The following is a 17,872-nucleotide window of genomic DNA, read 5'->3' as shown; positions in this document are numbered from 1 at the left end:
GCCAGGGATCGGAGTTCGAGCACGTTGGGGTTCACCCCAACGCGGCGAGTACCACGAGCGCGGCACGTCCGAGCCGAAAATCCGTCTCGCGGGACCACCCCCTCAGAACTCGTCGATCCTCGGGGCCGAGCTTGGCAAGCATCTCGGGTGGGGGCTCACCTTTCTCTTCCTCCTGGCGGCAGGCGAGAAGCGCAGGCATCACTGGAGACGATAACGCTTCCTCAAGTGCTTGGTTGACGATCCATGCCGATTCGGAGTGGGCCACGCTGGCCCAGTCGTGCATGTAGCTCAGGAAGAGGATGGCGTCGCGGCGGGTACTAGAGGCCCGCTTCAAGGCGGCATCCAGTTGCTCGCGAAAATCGTTCTCCGTCGCCTGTGAACAGAGCGCCTCCAGGCACTTGCCCATGTATCTTGGCGGGCCCACCACCAGCGTTTCGAGCAACTCCGGAACGAGTTCGGATACTTGGAAATGCTTGACCAAGTTCCAAAGAGCCCAGGCGTTGTCGGGCATGCAGCAATGGTAGAAGGCACGCAATTCTTCCACCGTCACGGGCTGTTCTCGCGCCCGCTCCACCCGCTCTTGCTCTTCTGCTCTCTCCTCATCATCCAATTTCGATTCAATGATGGGTGGAATCTGCTTGGTGAGCGCGCTCTGCCAGTAGCCCAGGAGATTCTTTCGCCGGGGATGCTCCAACAACCACTGATAGCCCTGCTGATGCCTACGCTCCATTACCGCAGCGGTGAGCGCATAGCTCATGACGTAGATTTCAGCGCTCGCATCCATCCAGACATCGGCATCGGATTCGTTCAGTCAGACACCGACCAGGGAGATGAAGAGTGGAGCTTGACCTGGAGAATCATCCTCTGAGTGACCTCGATCATGGCTGACGCACGCTCCGAAGGCACGCCGAGGTCCACCTCGATGTCCTCCTGGGACGCCGGCTCGAGTTCGAGCTGCTCCGCGCACTCTTCCTCGAAGAGCAGCACCAGCGCGACCCAGAGGCTGACGAGCAATTGATACTCGTACCCGGCATAGGCTCGTGTTGCGCCAGTCTCGGAAGGCACGAGTTTCCTCGCCTTCAGTCGTGTAGGGTTATTTGAGGGTGCCATGGCACCTCGAAGCATAAAAAAGATGGGAGGCCATTTGAAAGTGAGGGCTGGAGCGGAGGGGCCGAGGAGGGCCGCTGACGGGGGCCGCCCGAACTCCCCCCATCAGGAGAGGAGGGGGAGGGAGTGGCGTCTGAGACAGCGGCCAGGAAGGAGCCGAAGCAGGAGCGGATGCCGCGACGGGATGGGGCCGGGTTGCTGCACCAGACGCCCACGCCCCTGTTGCCTGCCGCCAAGGTGGGCCGCCTGGGCAGGCGTATGCTCCAAGCGGCTGCACGGCCTCTCCACCGGGAGCCCAGCCCGCATGTTTCTCTGTTTGCGGTAGGCACTACACCTGGCAGGTCGCTCTTCGGGCGAGATGCTGGAGCGGCCCCGACCAAATAGGCGCCAAGTACTTGGTCCGCTCCAGTGCTGCACTGTATGTCCGTATCCTACAGTGCTCATGGGTGGGGGAGGCAACTGCTTCGCACCTTGCGTACGTCAACCCTTGATGTTACATCAAGTGCGAGGTGCTGACAGGAGGGCGGGGGTGAATCGGCTGAACCGGAACGAGGCGATGAAGCTGGTTCAGCGCTGCTTGAAGGAAGAACAGGTGTCCTTCTCACGCCACGCCCTTGAGGAGTTGGACGCAGACGACATGACCACGCAGGACGCTATCAACGTTCTTCGTGGCGGTCGCATTGAGACGGAGGCCGAGTGGGAGCGAGGTAGTTGGCGCTATCGCGTGTCCACTCCGCGATACGTCGTGGTGGTGGCGTTTCGACCCGAGCTGAACATGGTGGTCGTGACCGCTTGGCGGAGGTAGGTGCCCCCATCCATAGGAAAGGACGAAAGGCAATGGAGTGCCTGAACTGCGGCGGGAAGATGGAGACGCGCCGGGAGAACCACCGATACACCGAGTCTGGCCTGGATAACGTGACGCTGGTGGGGGTGGAAGTTCGCCGCTGCGCGACCTGTGGAGAGTGGGAGCTGGTGTTGCCGCGCGTGGAGGCGCTGCACCGCAGCTTGGCGCTGACGTTGGTGAGGAAGCGGGTCCGGTTGACCGCCAAGGAGGTCCGTTTTCTGCGAAAGTATCTGGGGTTCTCTGGAGAAGATTTCGCGCGCCGGATGCACGTGGCGCCGGAGACCGTGTCGAGGTGGGAGACGGGCAAGCAGGACATGGGCTGGACCGCAGAGATGGTTCTGCGTCTCATGGTGGTGCATGAGGAGCGGATGACCGACTACCACCTGGCGGAACTGGAAGAGGTGGATGTGGAGAAGCGCCAGTCTGAGTTGATGGCATTCCAGTCGGTCCAAGCGCATTGGGAGCCGGCCGATCTGGGCGCGCAGGTTTGAATCAGTCGCTATTTGGGGCTGCCCGGACTCCGCCAGGTTGTCTCACCGCGAAGCGTGCCTCCTCATGCCCTGCGCTCGTCGTCAAGCCAGCGGGGAGCCGTCTTTCCAGCGAAGCGGCGGGGCGGGTTTGGGACTCGCGCCGCTGTCCAACCAGCCAGGCGCCTCCATCTCCTGGCGAACGCTGGCCTCCATCCCTCAGCCATCGGCGGTTGTGCTCCGCGTGCACAGGATTCCCTGCGCGGGAGCCGCGAGGCTTTTGCTTTCAAGGAGGGGGGGGAAAGGCATGCGACGCGGAAATGGGAGAGGGTATGTCCTGCCGCTGCTGCTGATGGCGGGATTGGCCGCGTGTGGCGGGACGGTGAGAGACGAGCCGGTGTCCGAGGCCCCCGCGCAGGTGGCCCAGGCGGCGGACGGGTCCGGGAGGCCCACCGGCGCGCTGCGCTGGGCCCAACTGCTCACCGGGCCCGATGACAACAGCGGAACCCTGGCCCGAGACAGGGACGGCGGCTTCCTCGCCAGGGTGAACTTCATCGGCCGCATCGATCTCGGCGAGGGCCCCGTCCTGGCTCAGGGGGCTCGTCCAGCGCCGCGGTGGCGCTCGCGCGCTACGACGTCCAGGGACGCTTGCGGTGGGTGAAGGTCCTCGGCGCCCGGCCGGACCTGCAGGGCCGTGCCTTCGGCTTCCGCCATGCGGTGGACAGGCACCGCAACATCCTTCTCTTCCTCGCCGCGGAGAACGTGGACTTCGGGGAGGGAGTGCTGCTCTCCGGCCTGCTCCTCGTGAAGCTCGACCCTCAGGGGCGCCGGCTCTGGTCTCGCGGCTACTCCACCGAGCCGGGCTGACCCGCATCGTGACGGACCGGGACGGCAACATCGCCCTGGCCGGGGAGATGGCGGGCACGGTGGACTTCGGGCGAGGCCCCCTCTCCACCCGGGAGTTCCCGGTGGGAATCGACACCTCCAGTGCCTTTCTCTCCAAGTACTCTCCCTCGGGCGAGAACCTGTGGACGTTCCTCGACGTGGAGCACCAGGGCCTGGGCCTGGGCGCCGCCGTGGACAGCCAGGACAACCTCCTGCTGTGTGGCTCGGTTTACACCGACGTCCAGCCGGAGCCCTTCGTCCTCATGCTCTCGCCGGAGGGCGCCGTGCGCTGGGTGCGGCGGTTGGAGGGGGCGGCCGGCTTCGCCCGGAGCGTGGCCACGCATGGCAACCGGGTGGTGGTGGTGGGCACGTTCGACCTCACCTTCACCTTCGCGGGTGCACACCGCTAGCCTCAACAGAGACTTCCGACAGGATGCCTTCGTCGCCGCCTTCACTCGGGATGGGGCGGAGCGCTGGGCATGGAACTTCGGCTTCAGCGTCGAGGACGTCGCCATGGATGAGCGGGACGGCGTGGTGGTGGTGGGCAGCTACGAGGCGGGCCGTGAAGACCTCGGGGTGCTGGGGCCCCTGCCTGGCAACCCGGCGACGTTGGCCAACGTCTACATCGCGAAGTTCAACCGGGTGACGGGGGAGCCGCTCTGGTCGCGAGGCTTCACCGCGAGCGGTCCCGATAGGGGCTCGCCCGGACTCGAGAGCGCCTCCCTCGCGGTGACGAAGGAGGGCTTCGCCGCCGTGCTGGGCCAGTTCTCCAGCATGCTCACGGTGGGTGCGCGAACCCTCGAGGCCGAGGGACGCTCGGATCTCTTCCTGCTCGGCCTGGAGCGCTGAGCAGACCAGATGGAGATGATCGTGAATTGTCGAGGCTCCGGTTCACCCAGCAAGGTTCTCCGGAGCTTCGACCTGGCCGAGCTGGTGGAGACACCGTAGGGCCCGGAAACAGAAAAGCCGATTGGCACCCGCGCGCCAGTAGCCCGCATTGACAATGGGTGATGGCGTTCTTAGACAGCGCCCATGAAACTGCTGTCCTGGTGGTTCCGCATTCCGTTCTGGCAGCGCGTGCTGGGCGGTTTCGTGCTCGGCGCGCTGGCGGGTTGGGCAATGGGCGAAGCGGCGGGGCCCTGGCTGCAGCCGCTGGGCACGCTGTACGTCAACCTCATCCGGATGATCGCCACGCCGCTGGTGTTCTTCGCGGTCATCCACGCGGTGTCGGCGCTGCACGGGCAGAAGAGCGTGGCGGCGTTGGGCGGCAAGACGTTCCTGTGGTTCGCCGTGACCGCGGCACTGGCGGTGGGCGTGGGGTTGGGCACCGCCACCCTGCTTCGCCCGGGGCTCGGCGTGGGCACGCTGGTGATGGCCGAGGGCTACAAGCCGCGCGAGGTCCCGGGACCGGTGCAGGTGCTGCTGGGCGTGGTTCCGACCAATCCCTTCGCCGCCCTGGCCGAGGGGAAGATCCTCCAGGTCATCTTCTTCGCCGGCCTGCTGGGCTTCGCGCTGGTCAAGCTGGGCGAGAAGACGGCGAGGCTGCGCGCGCTGGTGGGCGAGGCCAGCGAGGCGATGATCCAGGTCACCCGGTTCGTGCTGGAGCTGACCCCGCTCGGGACCTTCGGGCTCATCGCCGCCCTGGTGGGCACCTACGGCTTCGAGCGCCTGCTACCGCTGGGCCGGTTCGTGCTCGCGTTGTACGTGGCTTGCGCGCTGCACGTCGTGTTCGTCTATGGAGGACTGCTGCTGGCGCATGGGCTCAATCCGCTGCGCTTCTTCCGGGGCGCGGCGCCCGGGATGCAGGTGGCCTTCGTCAGCGCATCCAGCTTCGCGTCCATGCCCGTGGCCCTGCGCAGTGTCACGCACAACCTCGGGGTGAACCGCGACTACGCGGCCTTCGCGGTGCCGCTGGGCGCCAGCATCAAGATGGACGGCTGCGGCGCCATCTACCCGGCCCTCGCCTCCCTCTTCGTCGCGCAGTACTTCGGCCTGGAGTTGTCGGCGTCGCAGTACTTCATCATCCTGCTGGCCTCGGTGCTCGGCAGCTTCGGCACCGCGGGCGTGCCGGGGACGGCGGTGGTGATGGCCACGGTGGTGCTCAGCTCCGCCGGACTGCCCCTGGAGGGGCTGGGCTACCTGCTCGCCATCGATCGCGTCCTGGACATGATGCGCACGTTGACCAACGTCACCGGCCAGATGCTGGTGCCGGTCCTGGTGGCCAGGGAGGAAGGATTGCTCGACGTGGCCGTGTACGACCGGGCCTCCAGCAACGTCGGTGTGGAGGAGTCGTCCTAGCCGCGCGCGGGAGGGCGGCGCGGGGGTCCGCCGTGCACCGCGTTCCAGACGCGGCGCAGTTGGCGCACGTCGGCGTAGCCGCAGGCCTCGGCCACGGCCTCCACCGTGAGCTCGGGGTTGCGCAGCAGCTCCTTGGCGCGCTCCATCCGCACGCGCTCGCGGTAGGCGTGCACGCTGATGCCGGTGGCGCGGCGGAAGGCGCGCGTGAGGTTGCGCTCGCTCATGGAGGCCACGCGGCCCAGTTCGGCCAGCGTCGCCTTCGCCTCGGGGTGCGCGACCAGGTACTGCTGCACGCGGTGCACGCCCGGGTTCAGGTGCGTCTGGAAGTCCAGGTAGACGCTGTCCTGCGACTGCGCCCCGTCACGGCGCAGGTACACCACCATCTCGCGCGCGACGCTCGAGGCGAGCAGCGGCCCGCCATCGCGCTCCAGCAACGCGAGCGCCATGTCCACCCCCGCGCTGATGCCCGCGCTGGTGACGACGCCCGCGTCCTCCACGAAGAGCCGCTCGCCCAGCACGCGCGCACGCGGGAAGCGCGCCTGCAACTCCTGCGTGCGCCGCCAGTGCGTGGTGCAGCGGCGGCCGTCCAGCAGGCCCGCCTCGCCCAGCGCGAACGCCCCCGTGCACACCGCGCACACCTGCGCGCCCGCGCCCGCCGCCGCGCGCAACCAGGACAGCAGCGCGGGCGGCACCCGCGTCGTCGCCACCGGGTAGCCCGGCACGATGACGCGGTCACCGGGGCCCACGTCCTTCGGCAGTGGCGCGAGGCCCGCGAGCTCCAGGCCCTGCGCCGTGCGCACGGTGGGCGTCGGGGACACGGACACGACGGCGTACGGGTGCCCGAAGCCCGCGGCCTCGTGGAAGGCCTGCATCGGCCCGGCCAGGTCCATCACCTCCACGCCCGGCGCGAGCGCGAAGAGGACGCGCGGGGCGGGGCGGGGCGGCGGGGAAGGGGGCGGGCCGCGCCGGCTCACGCGGCGGTCCGGGCGCGGGGGAGGGCGGCGAGCTCGGCCACCAGCTGCCGGGCATGGGTGATGCGCGCGAAGCGGCGGCGCAGCGCATACGCCGTGCGCTCGGTGATGGCGTCGACGCCGAGCTCCTCTCCCGGCACGTCCCAGTTGGGGATGGGGAACGTCATCGTGGCGTCCTGCACGAAGTCCACCGCGTAGCCCAGGTCCGCGGCCACGCGCGCCGTCGTCTCGCAGCACTGCTCCATCTGGATGCCCGTCACGGCCAGGCGCCGCACGCCGCGGGCGAGCAGGAGCGGTGAGAGGGGCGTGGAGGTGAAGCAGTTGCGTGTCTGCTTCATCAGCACGGGCTCGTCCGCGCGCGGGGCGAGGAAGTCCATCAGCTTGAGGTGCGGGCCGCCCGGCTCGAAGCCGGGGTCGCCGTCCGTGTGCAGGAAGTAGAGGACCGGCAGCCCCGCGGCCCGGTACGCGTCCACCAGCGACGCGACGTTGCGCTCGAAGTCCGGCGTGCTGCGCCGCTCCCAGCGTGGGCTCACCTTGAAGGAGTCCTGCACGTCGATGACCAGCAGGGCGGATTGAGCCAGGGGCACGTCTTCGGGTTTCAGCATCACGGACTCCAGCGGGACGGCGGGTTCGTGAGGGTGAATAGCCCCGCCACGGCCCCGACATCAGGGCCGCAGCGGACCATAAGGGGACATTTCCGGCCATGGGTTTCTTCGCGCCCTGGCCCCGCGCTCGTTGGTGTTCGTGGCAGGGCTGCTCTCGGCTGAAGGCTTTCGTGGATGCCTATGGGGATTTCTGACCCATACGGCCGGAGAGCCGAACTGTCGCGTGGGCCCTGATGGGGTGTGCTGGAGGGCGAGAGTACCCCGTGCGCCGAAAAAACACCTCGCACCCTTTTTCGAGTTGGTGTAGTTCCTACACTTCAAGTGCTCGCGATGCTCACAACTCGTGAAGGGGAATCCATGCGAATCAATATTTACAGTCTGGCTGCTCGTGCTGCTTTTGTATCGATATTCAGCCTCGCGGGGTGCGCGGGTGAAGCTGAACAGCAATTGCAACAACAATCGCAGCAACAGCCGACCTGGGAAGAGTTCCGTGCGCGAGCTTTTCAGGACCCCGACACGGGAATATTCATTGTCAACGGTGACGAGCCCGCCCTGAACGAGGCCCGCCTGCGCGAGTTCTACGACCGGATGATCGGCCAGAAGGCTTCCGCGACTGAGCAGGAGGGCGTGGGCCAGACCCAGCAGCCCCTCACCGCCCTCAACCTCCCCGGATGGGCCAACAAGTGGAGCATCCCCGCGGCGCTCAACCTCACCTACTGCATCAACTCGGCCAGCTTCGGCGGTTACTACGCCAGCGTGGTGAGCGCGATGAACACCGCCGCCGCCGACTGGAAGGCGACTGGCGCGAGCCTCAAGTTCGTCCACACCTCGTCGCTGGATTCCAACTGCAACAACACCACCAACGTTGTCTTCAATGTGCGGATGGTGACCAACATGCAGCCCACTCTGGCCCGCGCTTTCTTTCCGGGCGATCCACGTGAAGCTCGCGAGATCCTGATCGACGTCAGCTCGTTTGGGAACATTACCCCCTGGACGCTGGCCGGCATCCTGCGGCACGAGCTTGGACACGTGCTTGGTTTCCGCCACGAGCACGTCCGGCCCGAGGCGGCGGCCGGCGCGTGCAATGAGACAGACTCCTACTGGCGGGCCGTGACTGCCTATGATTCGGCCTCGGTGATGCACTATCCGCAGTGCAATGGCACGAACGTCGGCGATCTCAAGCTGACGCCGACGGATGCCGTCGGCGTCAGATCGCACTATCCCGTCGCTATCCTGCCGGAACAGGGCCTTGTCTCCGGGCAGAGCATCTCGTCGAGCGATGGCCGATTCTTGCTCTACATGCAAGCCGATGGGAACCTGGTCCATTACTGGAACGGCCACGGTGCCCTGTGGTCGACGGTGACCGGGGGCTCGCAGGGGAAGTCGGCCTGGATGCAGGGCGATGGCAACTTCGTCCTCTATACGACGACCACCCCGGTTGTCGGCAGTTCCCTCTGGTCGTCCATCACCTACGGCAATCCGGGCGCCTATCTGGCCATCCAGAACGATGGCAACCTCGTCGTCTATGCGAAAGACGGCATGACCCCGCTCTGGAACTCGAACACGGGCGGACACTGACTGTAACCCGTCCCCCATTCCTCTCGGGTCGGTCCGAGCAACACCTGACTGTCGAAGCAGTCAGAACTTCTCGCCGGAGGGGCGCACATCCAACTCCTGCGTCCAGACGGAGGGAGGTTGCCGGTGCAATTGCCAGTACGTCTCCGCCAGGTCCTCCGGGGAGAGCATCGTCGAGGCGCTTCGCTCCGGGGCCATGCCGCGCACGCGGGGCGTGTCGATCATCCCATCGATGACCACGTGGGCCACGTGGATGCCCTGGGGTCCGACTTCTCGTGCAAGTGATTGGGCGAGAGCCCGCAGGCCGAACTTGCCCACGGCGAGTCCGGCGAAGCGCGCGCCGCCGCGCAAGGACGCGGTGGCGCCGCTGAAGAGCAGGGTGCCACGTCCGCGCTCGAGCATGGCGGGGAGCACCTCGCGCGCGCACAGGAAGCCGCCCAGGCAGTTGGTGCGCCAGGCGGCCTCGAAGGTGGCGGGATCCAGATCGAGCACGCTCGCCACGTGGAAGGCGCCCGCGTTGTAGACGAGCACCTCGGGGGCGCCCAGCTCCGCGCGGATGCGGGAGAAGGCGGCCGAGACCGAGCCCGCGTCTCCCGCATCCGCGGTGAACACCTCCGCGCGTCCTCCCTCTTTCTGGATATCGGCGCGGACCTCGCGTGCCGCTGCCTCGCCGCGCGCGAGCAATGCCACCGTATAGCCCTCGCGCGCGAAACGCCGGGCCACCGCCGCGCCCAATCCCGGGCCTACTCCAAACACCACCGCTACCTGGGTCGTCATGGCCTCGGGATTAATGGCCGAGGGTTCGGGGCTCAAGACCTATGCTTTCTTCCGTCCGTGGTTGAACGCTCCGTTGGGGTACCTGGACGGTGGACATGGTGTGCGGGGCGTGCGAGAACGCCAGCTTCAATGCGACCCCCATCAGCGGCCGAAAGGCTCATGGCTTTGAGCCTCTGCGTATTGCTGCTGTCGTGTGGCGCGACCCGTCACGTGACTCCAGCCCCTCGCGATGCTCGGGAATTGGTCAAACACGTCCTCGTCGTTGAAAGAGGGCCGGATGGGCGGATGACCCATTCATGGAAGCCCATCGAGGCATTCCGGGTCCAATATCAGTATCTGGCGGATTCTCGCGACTTGCAAAGTCGTGTCATCCAAGTGTCCTTCAACCGGGACTGTGAAGAGGAACTTGTCGCGTGTGAGCGCATGTGCCTCGCAGGACTGCGCGGCCGTCATTGGAGCCATATGACGAGCGGCGCCAAGAATGAGCATTGCCGTCTGAAGTGCCTGCAGCCGTACCTTGATTGCAACAGACTCAAGGAGTTGGCTGAAGGCAAGGCCGTGAAGTTCCATGCCCTGGATGACGCGATTGATTGGATTGAGCGCAATAGCGAGAAGCTGTTGGTGGGGGCCGTTGTCGTGATCGCTGGCGTGTCGTTCGTCGTCGTTGTCGGAGCGAGTGGTGGTGGCGCGCTGTTGCTCGCTCCCGTCATCGTTCTCGCATCTTCCGAGACGGCTTCCGGGCCTTCATTCCTGGCGGTGCATCCATGAAGAACTTCATGGTTTTCTCGGATGCACAGCAGGTGATTGGGCGGCGTTGGAGTGATGGGCAGTCTCAAGAGCAGGCGCGGATTCTCGGCCTCGCCCGGGATGCTTTGACCTTCATCTCCGCCACGGGCCAATGGTACTCCTTCATGGACTTTCGAGAAGGCCATGAGGTGCGGTCATCCACCGTGACCCGGGAGGAGTGTGCACCGGAACCGAGAGAACTCCTGAGCAAGACGGAGAGCTTCTTCAAGGAGCTTCTCGATGACCCCACGTCCGCCGGAGAACAGGAAGGCATCCACGCCGTTCTCGATGCGCTTCGTTTCATCTCCGCGACCTGCCAGTACGACTCCCTGGCGGAGTTCATCCAGCGTGACGAATCTCACGCTCCCCCCATGGTCGTGGCCGCGTTCGAGACGAGTGCACAGGCGGAGACATGGCTCAGGACCCATCCGAGCCCGCCCGTGTCCGCCGATATCTTGATTGGTGACCGCTATCATCACGTGGCCTACGATCGCGAAACGAATCTCCGGCGCTTGCCATGGAATCAGGATCTCGAGCGCTATCTCGGCTGGCTCGAAATGAAGGACCCGCCGGTGGCCAGCGCCTCGTTCGCCACTCGCGAGGAAGCGCAAGCCTGGCTGCGTGCGCAATCCCATCCGCCTCTACGTACGTGGGTGCTGATCGCGGGGGAGTTTCATCTCGCCGTATACCATCCCAACGTCAATCACCGGGCGCTCTATCCGCTCTCCATGGCTCTGCGGGACGCCTGAGACGTGGCTCAGTGCGCCTCGCGCCAGACGTGACTCAGCTGCGCACCGCTGGAGAGGGGCCGTGAGTGCAGGCCCGCCTCCAGGCCCGTCAGCGCCTCCTTCGTCACGAGCACGCCCCGTCCCGGGTGTTCCCCCGTCCAGGCCGACAGGCGCATCAACCGTCCACCGCCCAGGCCCGTTCCTCCCAATCCATCCGAGCGCAGCGTCGCCAGGTCCACGTGAAGCGTGGGCTCCAGGGACACCCGCGCCTCCTCCCTCCGTGCCCCGGGCTCCTCCGCGAGCGTCAGCGCCATCTCCAGCACCCGTCGCCGGAACTCCCGCTCCGCCTCGGGCTCCTCCGGCAGCGCCGCCACCCCCAACAGGAAGCCGCTGCCTTCCACCATCACCGTCAGCCCCTGTGCATCCATCCTCGCGCGCACGCCCTCCATCCGCGCGTCCATCGTGTCCAGGGTGGTGTCGTCCACCCGTCCCCACGGCCGCGCCTCCACGTACAGCCCCAGCGCCCGTACCTGCCGGATGCGGCCCGCGCCCTCGCCCCTCACCACCCGCCGCAAGTCCTCCAGCACCGCGTCCACCCCCGGGTAGCGCGCCTCCCGCTGCTTCTCCATGCACCGCGCCACCACCGCGTCCAGCCCCACCGGCACCGGCGCCCGCTCACTCGCCCTCGGCACCGGCGCGTGCAGGTGCTGCTCCTCCAGCTCCACCTGCGTGGGGCCCAGGAAGGGCGGCTGTCCGGTGACGAGCTGGTACAGCAGCACCCCCAGCCCATAGAGGTCCGTGCGCGCATCGGGCGTCTCGCCGCGGATCTGCTCCGGCGCCATGGACAAGGGCGTGCCCAGCACCAGCCCCGTGCTCGTCGCGCCCGTGCCCGCGTCCTCCGGCGCCAGCAGCTTCGCCACCCCGAAGTCCACCAGCTTCACCTGCGGGCCCGCCGCCCCCGCTCCCACCACCACCACGTTCTGCGCCTTCAAGTCCCGGTGCACCACGCCCGCCCCGTGCGCCGCCCGCAGCGCCGAGCCCACCTGCTCCAGCACCTCCAGCGCCTCCCGCGTCGACAGGGGACCTCGTGCCGCCAACTCCGCCGCCAGATCCCTTCCCTCCAGCCACTCCATGGCGATGAAGGGCCGTCCGTCCGGCAGCGTGCCGTGCTCCATCACGTCCACGATGTGCGGATGGCGCAGCCGGCGCAGCGTCTCCCCCTCCTGCTGGAAGCGGCGCAGGGCGCCCCGCGCCGTGGCGAACTGGAGGTGCAGCACCTTGAGCGCCACGGGCTCGCCCGTCCGCGCCGCCCGGGCCCGGTAGAGCGTCGCCGCGCCGCCCCGATAGCGCACCCCCTCGACCACCGAGCCCCCCACGAGCGCCCCCGGTGACAATTCCTCTCCATACAGGGATTGGGCGCTCGGCTCGGCGGCGTCCGGCCAGGGATAGGCGTCGTCCCGCTTGTGGGTCATGGCCGTGTCTCCCCTCTACTTCTGGCCGTTCGTCCGGCAGGCATCGGAGCCCTTGGGCATCAGGGCGCACGCGTCATGCAGGAACACGGTGATGGGCTCGTTCCACGTCGCGCCCGTCGTCGAGTCGCGGCACTTCTCGAAGTCCATGTCTCCTCCCACCACCGGCCCGTCCGAGAACGCGCACCGGGAGCTCGGATAGGCGGGCGCCGTCGGGTTCACGCACGTGCCCGTGGGGATCGCCGCGCAGTTGGCGCCGCTGGAGGGCAGCGCGCACAGCCGGTTCGCCGCGTAGGCCGCCGCGTCGCTCCAGCCCGCCGCCTGGCACGAGTACATCTTGCGGTACACCGCGCCCCGGATGACCTGCTGCTTGCCCTGGATCTTCCCGGCCTCGTCGACGTACACCTTCGCCCCGAGGGCCGACGGCTCGAAGATGTTGCCGAAGTAGGCCCCCTCGCGCACGGAGAACACCTCGGCCTCCGAGAGGGGATAAGCCGTGCCCGCCGGCGTGCCCGTCTCCTCCTGCACCGACACCGTGCCCGTCTGCGTGCTGTCGGCCGCCTGGCTCATCACGCTGAAGACGCCCGAGGCCGGACAGGTGAAGCTCATCGACGGCTGGCTCGTACCGCACGCGCCCACGCCGAGCGCCAGACGCCGCGCGCTCCCGTCATCGCACCCGGTGATGCCCTCGCAGGCGCGCAGCATCATCGGGGCGCCGCTCGCCGAGCCCAACACCGCGCCCGTGCCGCACTGGTCCGGCGCGCGCGCGCCCGCTCCCAGCCGTACGAACTGCCCCGGCACGCACCGCCCGATGCCGTCCCCCTTCCAGCCACAATCGCGCGTCGTCACGGTGCTTGGCGTGGCGCAGGCGCTGTAGCTGGGCACCAGGGCATCCGTGTTCGGATCGTGCTCCACCGGAAGCGTCACCCCCTCCAGTGAGAAGAGGCTGGGCCGCGAGGGATCCTCTCCCCGCAGGGACAACTCCACGCGGCGGCCCAGGGCGTTGTTGCGCGCGAGCAGGCAGGCCGACACCCGGTTCTTGCACTCCGCGCTGGGAGCTCCGGTCTTCCACTCGGGACACAGTCCGAGCTTGCCCTTCCAGATGTGCAGCGTGCCCGAGGTGGGCTCCGTCCACGGCACCTGGCTGCCCGCGTCCAGCGCGCAGCTCACCAGGTAGGACATGACCTGCTGGGCGTCCGGGTCCAGGAGCTGCCGCTGCAGCGAGGCGTAGCTCCCCCCCGCCGGGTAGAACATGTTCTGCAAGCCGCCGCTGGTGAGCATCGCGCTCGCCGAGGGGTTGGTGGTGATGGCGTTGAGCACCAGGGCCTGGGTGGTGAGCGAGTTGGCCACCCGCAGCGAGTGCTCCCCGGTGCGCGTCTGCTCCTCCCCCCCCGCGCTGTCCTGCTCCGGCTGACAACCCGTGGCCCCGCTCGACAACGCCACTCCCAGGAGGAGGGCCCGGAGCGGGAAGGACATGGGCTTCTGGAAGGGTTGGACTCGCGAGAAATTCATGTTCGGCCTCGGATGCAGGAGGTGGACCAGCCGGAGGTCCGGGGGCTCACCCTCGAGAAAGGGGAAGGGGTGAAGGGTTGTTGCCGGGGAGGCCACGGGGCTCGGGCGTGGATGTTGCCTCCCAGTCCACGGCGAGGGCGTCCAGCCGTGAGCGCCACAGGGGGGAGGCCCGGGCGGTGTCGCGCGCGCGGACGAGCCACTGCCGGGCCTCGTCCCAGGCGCCGGCCTCCCACGCGGCCACGGCGGCCTGGTGCAGCAGCTCCGTGAGCTCATCGCCCGAGGTGTCCGGCGCGGCCTCGTCCGCGAGCGCGCGCCAGGCGGCCGCGTCGCGGGTGCCGGACTCCGCCTCCGCCACGCGCAGCGCCACCAGACGCCAGAGGGCCCGGGTGTTGGGCGGGGTCCGCTCCGGCGCGCAATGGGTGTCGAGCCAGTCGAGCAGCGCGCGCGCCTCCCGTGTGTCCCCCAGCGCCAGGGCCACGCGCGCGAGCAACACCGCGTCCACCGCCACCGGGTGCGCCCCGAAGAAGCGCACCCCCAGCTCGTGCGCCCGCCGCGCGAGCCCCAACGCCTCCGCGTCGCGCCCCATCCAGTGCAGGCACTCGGCGAGCTGCCCCACGCTCCAGCGCTCCACCTGCGCATGCCCCAGCTCGCGCCCCAGGGCGATGGCCTCGCGCAGATCGCTCTCGGTGCCCTGGAGGTCCCCGCGCAGGCGCCACAGGAAGGTGCGGTTGATGAGGGTCGCGGCCCGGTGCAGCGCGTCCCCCTCCCGCTGGCTCAGCGCGAGCGCCTCGTCGAAGGCCGCCGTGGCCGGGGCCTCCTGTCCGTCCAGCGCGAGCCCCGTGCCCTGCATCATCAACGCGATGATGCGCGTCTCCGTGTCCCGCGCGAGCGTGGCCGCCTCCACCGTGGCGGTGAGCAGCCGCGTGGCGCGCGCCCAGTCCCCCTCCCGCCAGGACTGCCGCGCGCGCGCCAGCGAGCAGCGCACCGACAGCCGCGGGTCATCCAGTGACTCGGCCTTCTCCAGCGCCTCGTGGGTGCGCGCCGCCGAGCCCTCGGCGTCCTCCAGCCAGTCCACGAGCGTGGCCTCCTCCAGGAGCAGATCCACCTCCAGGGCGGTGTTGCCCAGGGCCCGGGCCAGCGCGCGCGCCTGCCCCAGGTCCGCCAGCGCCTCGTGGAAGCGGTGGGTGCGGTAGCGCACCCGGCCCCGGCCGGCCAGCACCCGCGCCCGGCGCTCCCGGTCTCCCTCGGGGAGCTGCGCGAGCGCGTGGGTGTAGTCCTGCTCGGCCTCCACGTGACGGTGGGCGCGCCGCGCGGCCTCGCCGAGCGCGAACCAGGCGGTGAAGGCTTCCTCGTGCGCCCCACTGGCTGCGGCATGGCGTGCGCGCGCGCGGGGCTCCGTGTCCCCCTCCGGGAGCGCGCGCAGGGCCGCCAGGTGCAGGGCCCGGCGCCAGGTGGGGGGCAGTGCCCGCTCGAGCGCCTCGCGCAGCTGGGGTTGACGGAAGACGTAGCGCCCGGGCCCCACCGCGCGCAGCAAACCCGCGCGCTCCAGCCGCGCGAGCCCCGTGCCCGCGTCCAGGCCCGCCATGCGCGCGGTGTCCTCCTTCTTCTCCAGGTGCCGCTGGGCCGCGTCCACCCGCGCCACCGTCACCTCCTGGCCGAGCACCGCGCACAGCCGCGCCAGCCCCTGGTGCGCCTCGGGCAGCACCGCCAGCGCGCGCGCCGCGAGCCGCTCGAAGAGGGGCGTCACCGAGACGTGGAGCAGCTCGTCCGCGGCCACGTAGCCCTCGCCGTCCGCCGTGGCGCGCAGCGTGCCCGAGGTGCGCAGCGCCCGTGCCACCTCCACCAGGGACAGGGGCACGCCTTGCGTCAGTTGCTCCAGGCGGGCGAGCACCGGCTCGGGGATGAACTCGGCGGGGCGCAGCAGGTGGCGCAGGAGCGCGCGCTGGGCCTCGGGCGCGAGCGGCGGCAGTGCCTGGTGCGCGAGGTGCCCGGCGCGCTCGCCCAGCAGCGGACGCAGGCCGCGCAGCTCGGGACGGGCGGCGGCGCACACCCACAGGGGTATGCCCGGCGCGGCGAGCGTGGCCACCTCCAGCGCGTCCAGGGTAGTGGGGTCCGCCTGGTGCGCGTCATCCAGCAGCAGGGCGAGGGGCCCCCGGGTGCCGGACTGGCGCAGGGCCTCGGCCACGGCGCGGGCGAGCGCCTGACGCCGGGTGGGGGCGGGAAAGGGCAGCGGGGATGCGATGGCGTCCCACAGCGCGTGGAGCAGGGCATCCCCTGGCGTCGTGTCGGGTGGGGGAGCGGCGAGGCGCACCACGCGCACGCCGGGCTGCGCCTCCATGCGCGTGGCGAGCGCGTCGAGCACGCGCGTCTTGCCGAGTCCCGGCTCGCCGGTGAGCACGGTCAGCCCCGGGCCCGGGCCGGAGAAGGCGCGCGCCGCGTCCGCGCACAGGGTGTCGAGCAGCGCGTCACGGCCGAACAGGGGAGGGGGCTCGGCCTCGGGGGCGGTGTCTTCCGGGCCGGGAGCCGTGGCGCCCTCGCCGAGCGCGAGCGCGGCCTCGGGGGTGAGGCCCTCGCGGGGCCACCAGGTGTCGGGTGCGTCCAGGGCCTCGCCGGCGAGCCGCAGCTGCGAGGCCCCGGGGCGCACGCGCAGCGGGGCGAGGTGGAGCACGGTGGACACGCCGGGCTCGCGGGAGAGGGGGCGCGCGGCGCGCAGGGCGGCGCGCAGTCCCGCCTCGGCCGAGGGGTGCTCGGGGAAGGCGACGAGGTAGCGGCCCGGATGGACGCGCGCGAGCAGTCCCCCCTCGGGGGCGACGGCCGCGGCGAGCCACGGCGCTTCCACGTCTCCGGCCACGCCGAGCAGGGCCACGGGCCGTACTCCCTGGGAGGGCGCGGGGCTCCGGGGAAGCGCGGGCGCGGGCGTGGCGGGCGCGGTGCGGCACGCGGTGTCGAAGGCGGCGAGCAGCGCGGAGGCCGAGGCGAAGCGCTCCGTGGGCTCCTTGGCGAGGCAGCGCAGGAGGACGTCGTCGAGGGCTCGGGGCAGGGCGGCGCGCTCGGAGGCGAGGGGCGGGCGCAGGCTCACATGGCCCCGCCGCACCTCGTCCGGCCCGCCGGTGAAGGGCGGAGCGCCGGTGAGCAGCTCGAAGAGGAGGACACCGAGCGCGTAGAGGTCCGCGCGCGCGTCCACGTCCGGCGAGGCGAGGCACTGCTCGGGCGACATGTAGAAGGGGGTGCCGAGCCGCTCGCCGGTGCGGGTGAGGCGGACGGAGGGCTCGGACTGCCTGGCGTCCGGGGCGTCGAGGAAGCGCGCGAGGCCGAAGTCCAGGAGGCTGAGCGCGCCGCCCTCGCGCAGGAAGAGGTTCTCGGGCTTGAGGTCGCGGTGGACGAGCCCCACGCCGTGGACGTGCTCCAGGGCGGTGCACAGGCCGGAGAGCAGCTCGCGCACGTGGGGGAGCGAGGCGGCGCCGGAGCCGGGGAGCGCGGCCATCCAGGCGGCGAGCGTCTGTCCGTGCAGACGTTCCAGCACGAGGAAGGCCCGGCCTCCGGGCAGCTCACCCTGTCCCAGGAGGGAGGGGGCGGTGGGGGGGCCCACGCGGCGCAGGGCGGCGGCCTCGTGGGTGAAGCGGGGCGAGGCGGAGGAGCCGAGGGCCACCTTCACGGCCACCTCGGCGCCGTCCTGCTCCCGGCGGGCGGAGAAGACCTGGGAGAAGCCGCCGGTGCCCAGGGGCGCGAGGAGCGGGAATCCAGGCACGTGGGGAGGCACGAGGGGCTCGGGCTCCTCGAGGGGGAGCCGGGGCCGCTCCGCGTGGAGCGGACAGGCGGAGCCGGGGGGGAGGCGGCGGTGGCAGACC

The 17,872-nt window shown here is 69.7% G+C and carries 18 protein-coding genes; 10 read left to right on the top strand and 8 right to left on the bottom strand.

Features of this window, described 5'->3' with window-relative positions:
* Nucleotides 1–31: 31 nt before the first annotated feature.
* Nucleotides 32–757 carry a hypothetical protein gene (locus D187_RS26720; protein WP_155893590.1) on the bottom strand — a complete coding sequence of 242 codons (726 nt, stop codon included), beginning with the start codon at nt 755–757 and terminating at the stop codon, nt 32–34.
* A gap of 50 nt (nt 758–807) precedes the next feature.
* Nucleotides 808–1,065 carry a hypothetical protein gene (locus D187_RS26715; protein ID WP_002629465.1) on the bottom strand — a complete coding sequence of 86 codons (258 nt, stop codon included), beginning with the start codon at nt 1,063–1,065 and terminating at the stop codon, nt 808–810.
* 571 nt (nt 1,066–1,636) lie between these two features.
* Here D187_RS26715 and D187_RS26710 point away from each other — a divergent pair.
* The 7 genes from D187_RS26710 to D187_RS26695 all read left to right on the top strand — a co-directional run bounded on the left by D187_RS26710 (nt 1,637) and on the right by D187_RS26695 (nt 5,601).
* Entirely contained in the window at nt 1,637–1,912 is a 276-nt protein-coding gene (locus D187_RS26710; protein ID WP_155893589.1) for a DUF4258 domain-containing protein, read from the top strand.
* A gap of 32 nt (nt 1,913–1,944) precedes the next feature.
* A complete protein-coding gene (locus tag D187_RS26705) occupies nt 1,945–2,442 on the top strand; it encodes a type II TA system antitoxin MqsA family protein (protein ID WP_002629464.1) in 498 nt (165 codons plus the stop codon).
* Nucleotides 2,443–2,725: 283 nt separating this feature from the next.
* On the top strand, nt 2,726–3,079 hold the full coding sequence (locus D187_RS58175; RefSeq protein WP_002629463.1) for a hypothetical protein: 354 nt from the start codon (nt 2,726–2,728) through the stop codon (nt 3,077–3,079).
* The gene (locus D187_RS58170; RefSeq protein ID WP_002629462.1) at nt 3,076–3,285 is read left to right on the top strand and encodes a hypothetical protein; all 210 of its coding nucleotides are present in this window, start codon (nt 3,076–3,078) and stop codon (nt 3,283–3,285) included. Before D187_RS58175 ends, D187_RS58170 begins: the two co-directional genes overlap by 4 nt.
* Nucleotides 3,286–3,293: 8 nt before the next feature.
* Complete coding sequence (locus D187_RS58165; RefSeq protein WP_002629461.1) at nt 3,294–3,713, top strand: hypothetical protein; 420 nt, start codon at nt 3,294–3,296, stop codon at nt 3,711–3,713.
* Between the two features lie 103 nt (nt 3,714–3,816).
* A complete protein-coding gene (locus tag D187_RS58160) occupies nt 3,817–4,152 on the top strand; it encodes a hypothetical protein (protein WP_245591837.1) in 336 nt (111 codons plus the stop codon).
* A gap of 183 nt (nt 4,153–4,335) precedes the next feature.
* Complete coding sequence (locus D187_RS26695; RefSeq protein WP_002629459.1) at nt 4,336–5,601, top strand: dicarboxylate/amino acid:cation symporter; 1,266 nt, start codon at nt 4,336–4,338, stop codon at nt 5,599–5,601.
* Here the strand turns inward: D187_RS26695 and D187_RS26690 are convergent.
* On the bottom strand, nt 5,598–6,575 hold the full coding sequence (locus D187_RS26690; protein ID WP_002629458.1) for a GlxA family transcriptional regulator: 978 nt from the start codon (nt 6,573–6,575) through the stop codon (nt 5,598–5,600). The two genes, D187_RS26695 and D187_RS26690, sit on opposite strands and share 4 nt — an antisense overlap.
* Nucleotides 6,572–7,177 (bottom strand): isochorismatase family protein, encoded by a 606-nt coding sequence (locus D187_RS26685; protein WP_002629457.1) that lies wholly within the window; start codon nt 7,175–7,177, stop codon nt 6,572–6,574. The genes D187_RS26690 and D187_RS26685 overlap by 4 nt, the downstream gene beginning before the upstream one ends.
* A 357-nt stretch (nt 7,178–7,534) precedes the next feature.
* Between D187_RS26685 and D187_RS26680 the strand changes: the two genes are divergently transcribed.
* Nucleotides 7,535–8,755: a M57 family metalloprotease gene (locus D187_RS26680; RefSeq protein WP_081713874.1), complete on the top strand. Its 1,221-nt coding sequence runs from the start codon at nt 7,535–7,537 to the stop codon at nt 8,753–8,755.
* A 60-nt stretch (nt 8,756–8,815) separates the two neighbouring features.
* On the opposite strand, the gene D187_RS26675 is transcribed toward D187_RS26680, so the two are convergent.
* Nucleotides 8,816–9,529, bottom strand: coding sequence for an SDR family NAD(P)-dependent oxidoreductase (locus tag D187_RS26675; RefSeq protein ID WP_043431582.1), 714 nt, complete (start codon nt 9,527–9,529; stop codon nt 8,816–8,818).
* A 159-nt stretch (nt 9,530–9,688) separates the two neighbouring features.
* Between D187_RS26675 and D187_RS58155 the strand changes: the two genes are divergently transcribed.
* Together D187_RS58155 and D187_RS26665 are read left to right on the top strand one after the other, a co-directional pair.
* Nucleotides 9,689–10,297 carry a hypothetical protein gene (locus tag D187_RS58155; RefSeq protein ID WP_245591836.1) on the top strand — a complete coding sequence of 203 codons (609 nt, stop codon included), beginning with the start codon at nt 9,689–9,691 and terminating at the stop codon, nt 10,295–10,297.
* Entirely contained in the window at nt 10,294–11,064 is a 771-nt protein-coding gene (locus tag D187_RS26665) for a hypothetical protein (RefSeq protein WP_002629452.1), read from the top strand. Before D187_RS58155 ends, D187_RS26665 begins: the two co-directional genes overlap by 4 nt.
* An 8-nt stretch (nt 11,065–11,072) precedes the next feature.
* Here the strand turns inward: D187_RS26665 and D187_RS26660 are convergent, their stop codons facing one another.
* The 3 genes from D187_RS26660 to D187_RS58875 are packed head-to-tail and all read right to left on the bottom strand — an operon-like array spanning nt 11,073 to nt 17,784.
* Nucleotides 11,073–12,515, bottom strand: a complete 1,443-nt coding sequence (locus D187_RS26660) for a serine/threonine-protein kinase (RefSeq protein ID WP_002629451.1) — start codon at nt 12,513–12,515, stop codon at nt 11,073–11,075.
* 15 nt (nt 12,516–12,530) lie between these two features.
* The gene (locus D187_RS26655; RefSeq protein WP_002629450.1) at nt 12,531–14,024 is read right to left on the bottom strand and encodes a hypothetical protein; all 1,494 of its coding nucleotides are present in this window, start codon (nt 14,022–14,024) and stop codon (nt 12,531–12,533) included.
* Nucleotides 14,025–14,070: 46 nt separating this feature from the next.
* Nucleotides 14,071–17,784 carry a serine/threonine-protein kinase gene (locus D187_RS58875; RefSeq protein ID WP_002629449.1) on the bottom strand — a complete coding sequence of 1,238 codons (3,714 nt, stop codon included), beginning with the start codon at nt 17,782–17,784 and terminating at the stop codon, nt 14,071–14,073.
* Between the last annotated feature and the right edge of the window lie 88 nt (nt 17,785–17,872).

It is taken from the genome of Cystobacter fuscus DSM 2262 (assembly GCF_000335475.2).
GTDB lineage: Bacteria > Myxococcota > Myxococcia > Myxococcales > Myxococcaceae > Cystobacter > Cystobacter fuscus.
The sequence above is the reverse complement of the archived record's forward strand: the minus strand, read 5'-3'. Positions and strand labels throughout refer to the sequence as shown.

Coding starts and splice junctions, on each gene's coding strand:
- D187_RS26720 (WP_155893590.1), bottom strand. CDS start 757: ATGAGCTATGCGCTCACCGCTGCGGTAATGGAGCGTAGGCATCAGCAG.
- D187_RS26705 (WP_002629464.1), top strand. CDS start 1,945: ATGGAGTGCCTGAACTGCGGCGGGAAGATGGAGACGCGCCGGGAGAAC.
- D187_RS58175 (WP_002629463.1), top strand. CDS start 2,726: ATGCGACGCGGAAATGGGAGAGGGTATGTCCTGCCGCTGCTGCTGATG.
- D187_RS58160 (WP_245591837.1), top strand. CDS start 3,817: ATGGATGAGCGGGACGGCGTGGTGGTGGTGGGCAGCTACGAGGCGGGC.
- D187_RS26695 (WP_002629459.1), top strand. CDS start 4,336: ATGAAACTGCTGTCCTGGTGGTTCCGCATTCCGTTCTGGCAGCGCGTG.
- D187_RS26685 (WP_002629457.1), bottom strand. CDS start 7,177: ATGCTGAAACCCGAAGACGTGCCCCTGGCTCAATCCGCCCTGCTGGTC.
- D187_RS26680 (WP_081713874.1), top strand. CDS start 7,535: ATGCGAATCAATATTTACAGTCTGGCTGCTCGTGCTGCTTTTGTATCG.
- D187_RS26675 (WP_043431582.1), bottom strand. CDS start 9,529: ATGACGACCCAGGTAGCGGTGGTGTTTGGAGTAGGCCCGGGATTGGGC.
- D187_RS58155 (WP_245591836.1), top strand. CDS start 9,689: ATGGCTTTGAGCCTCTGCGTATTGCTGCTGTCGTGTGGCGCGACCCGT.
- D187_RS26665 (WP_002629452.1), top strand. CDS start 10,294: ATGAAGAACTTCATGGTTTTCTCGGATGCACAGCAGGTGATTGGGCGG.
- D187_RS26660 (WP_002629451.1), bottom strand. CDS start 12,515: ATGACCCACAAGCGGGACGACGCCTATCCCTGGCCGGACGCCGCCGAG.
- D187_RS26655 (WP_002629450.1), bottom strand. CDS start 14,024: ATGAATTTCTCGCGAGTCCAACCCTTCCAGAAGCCCATGTCCTTCCCG.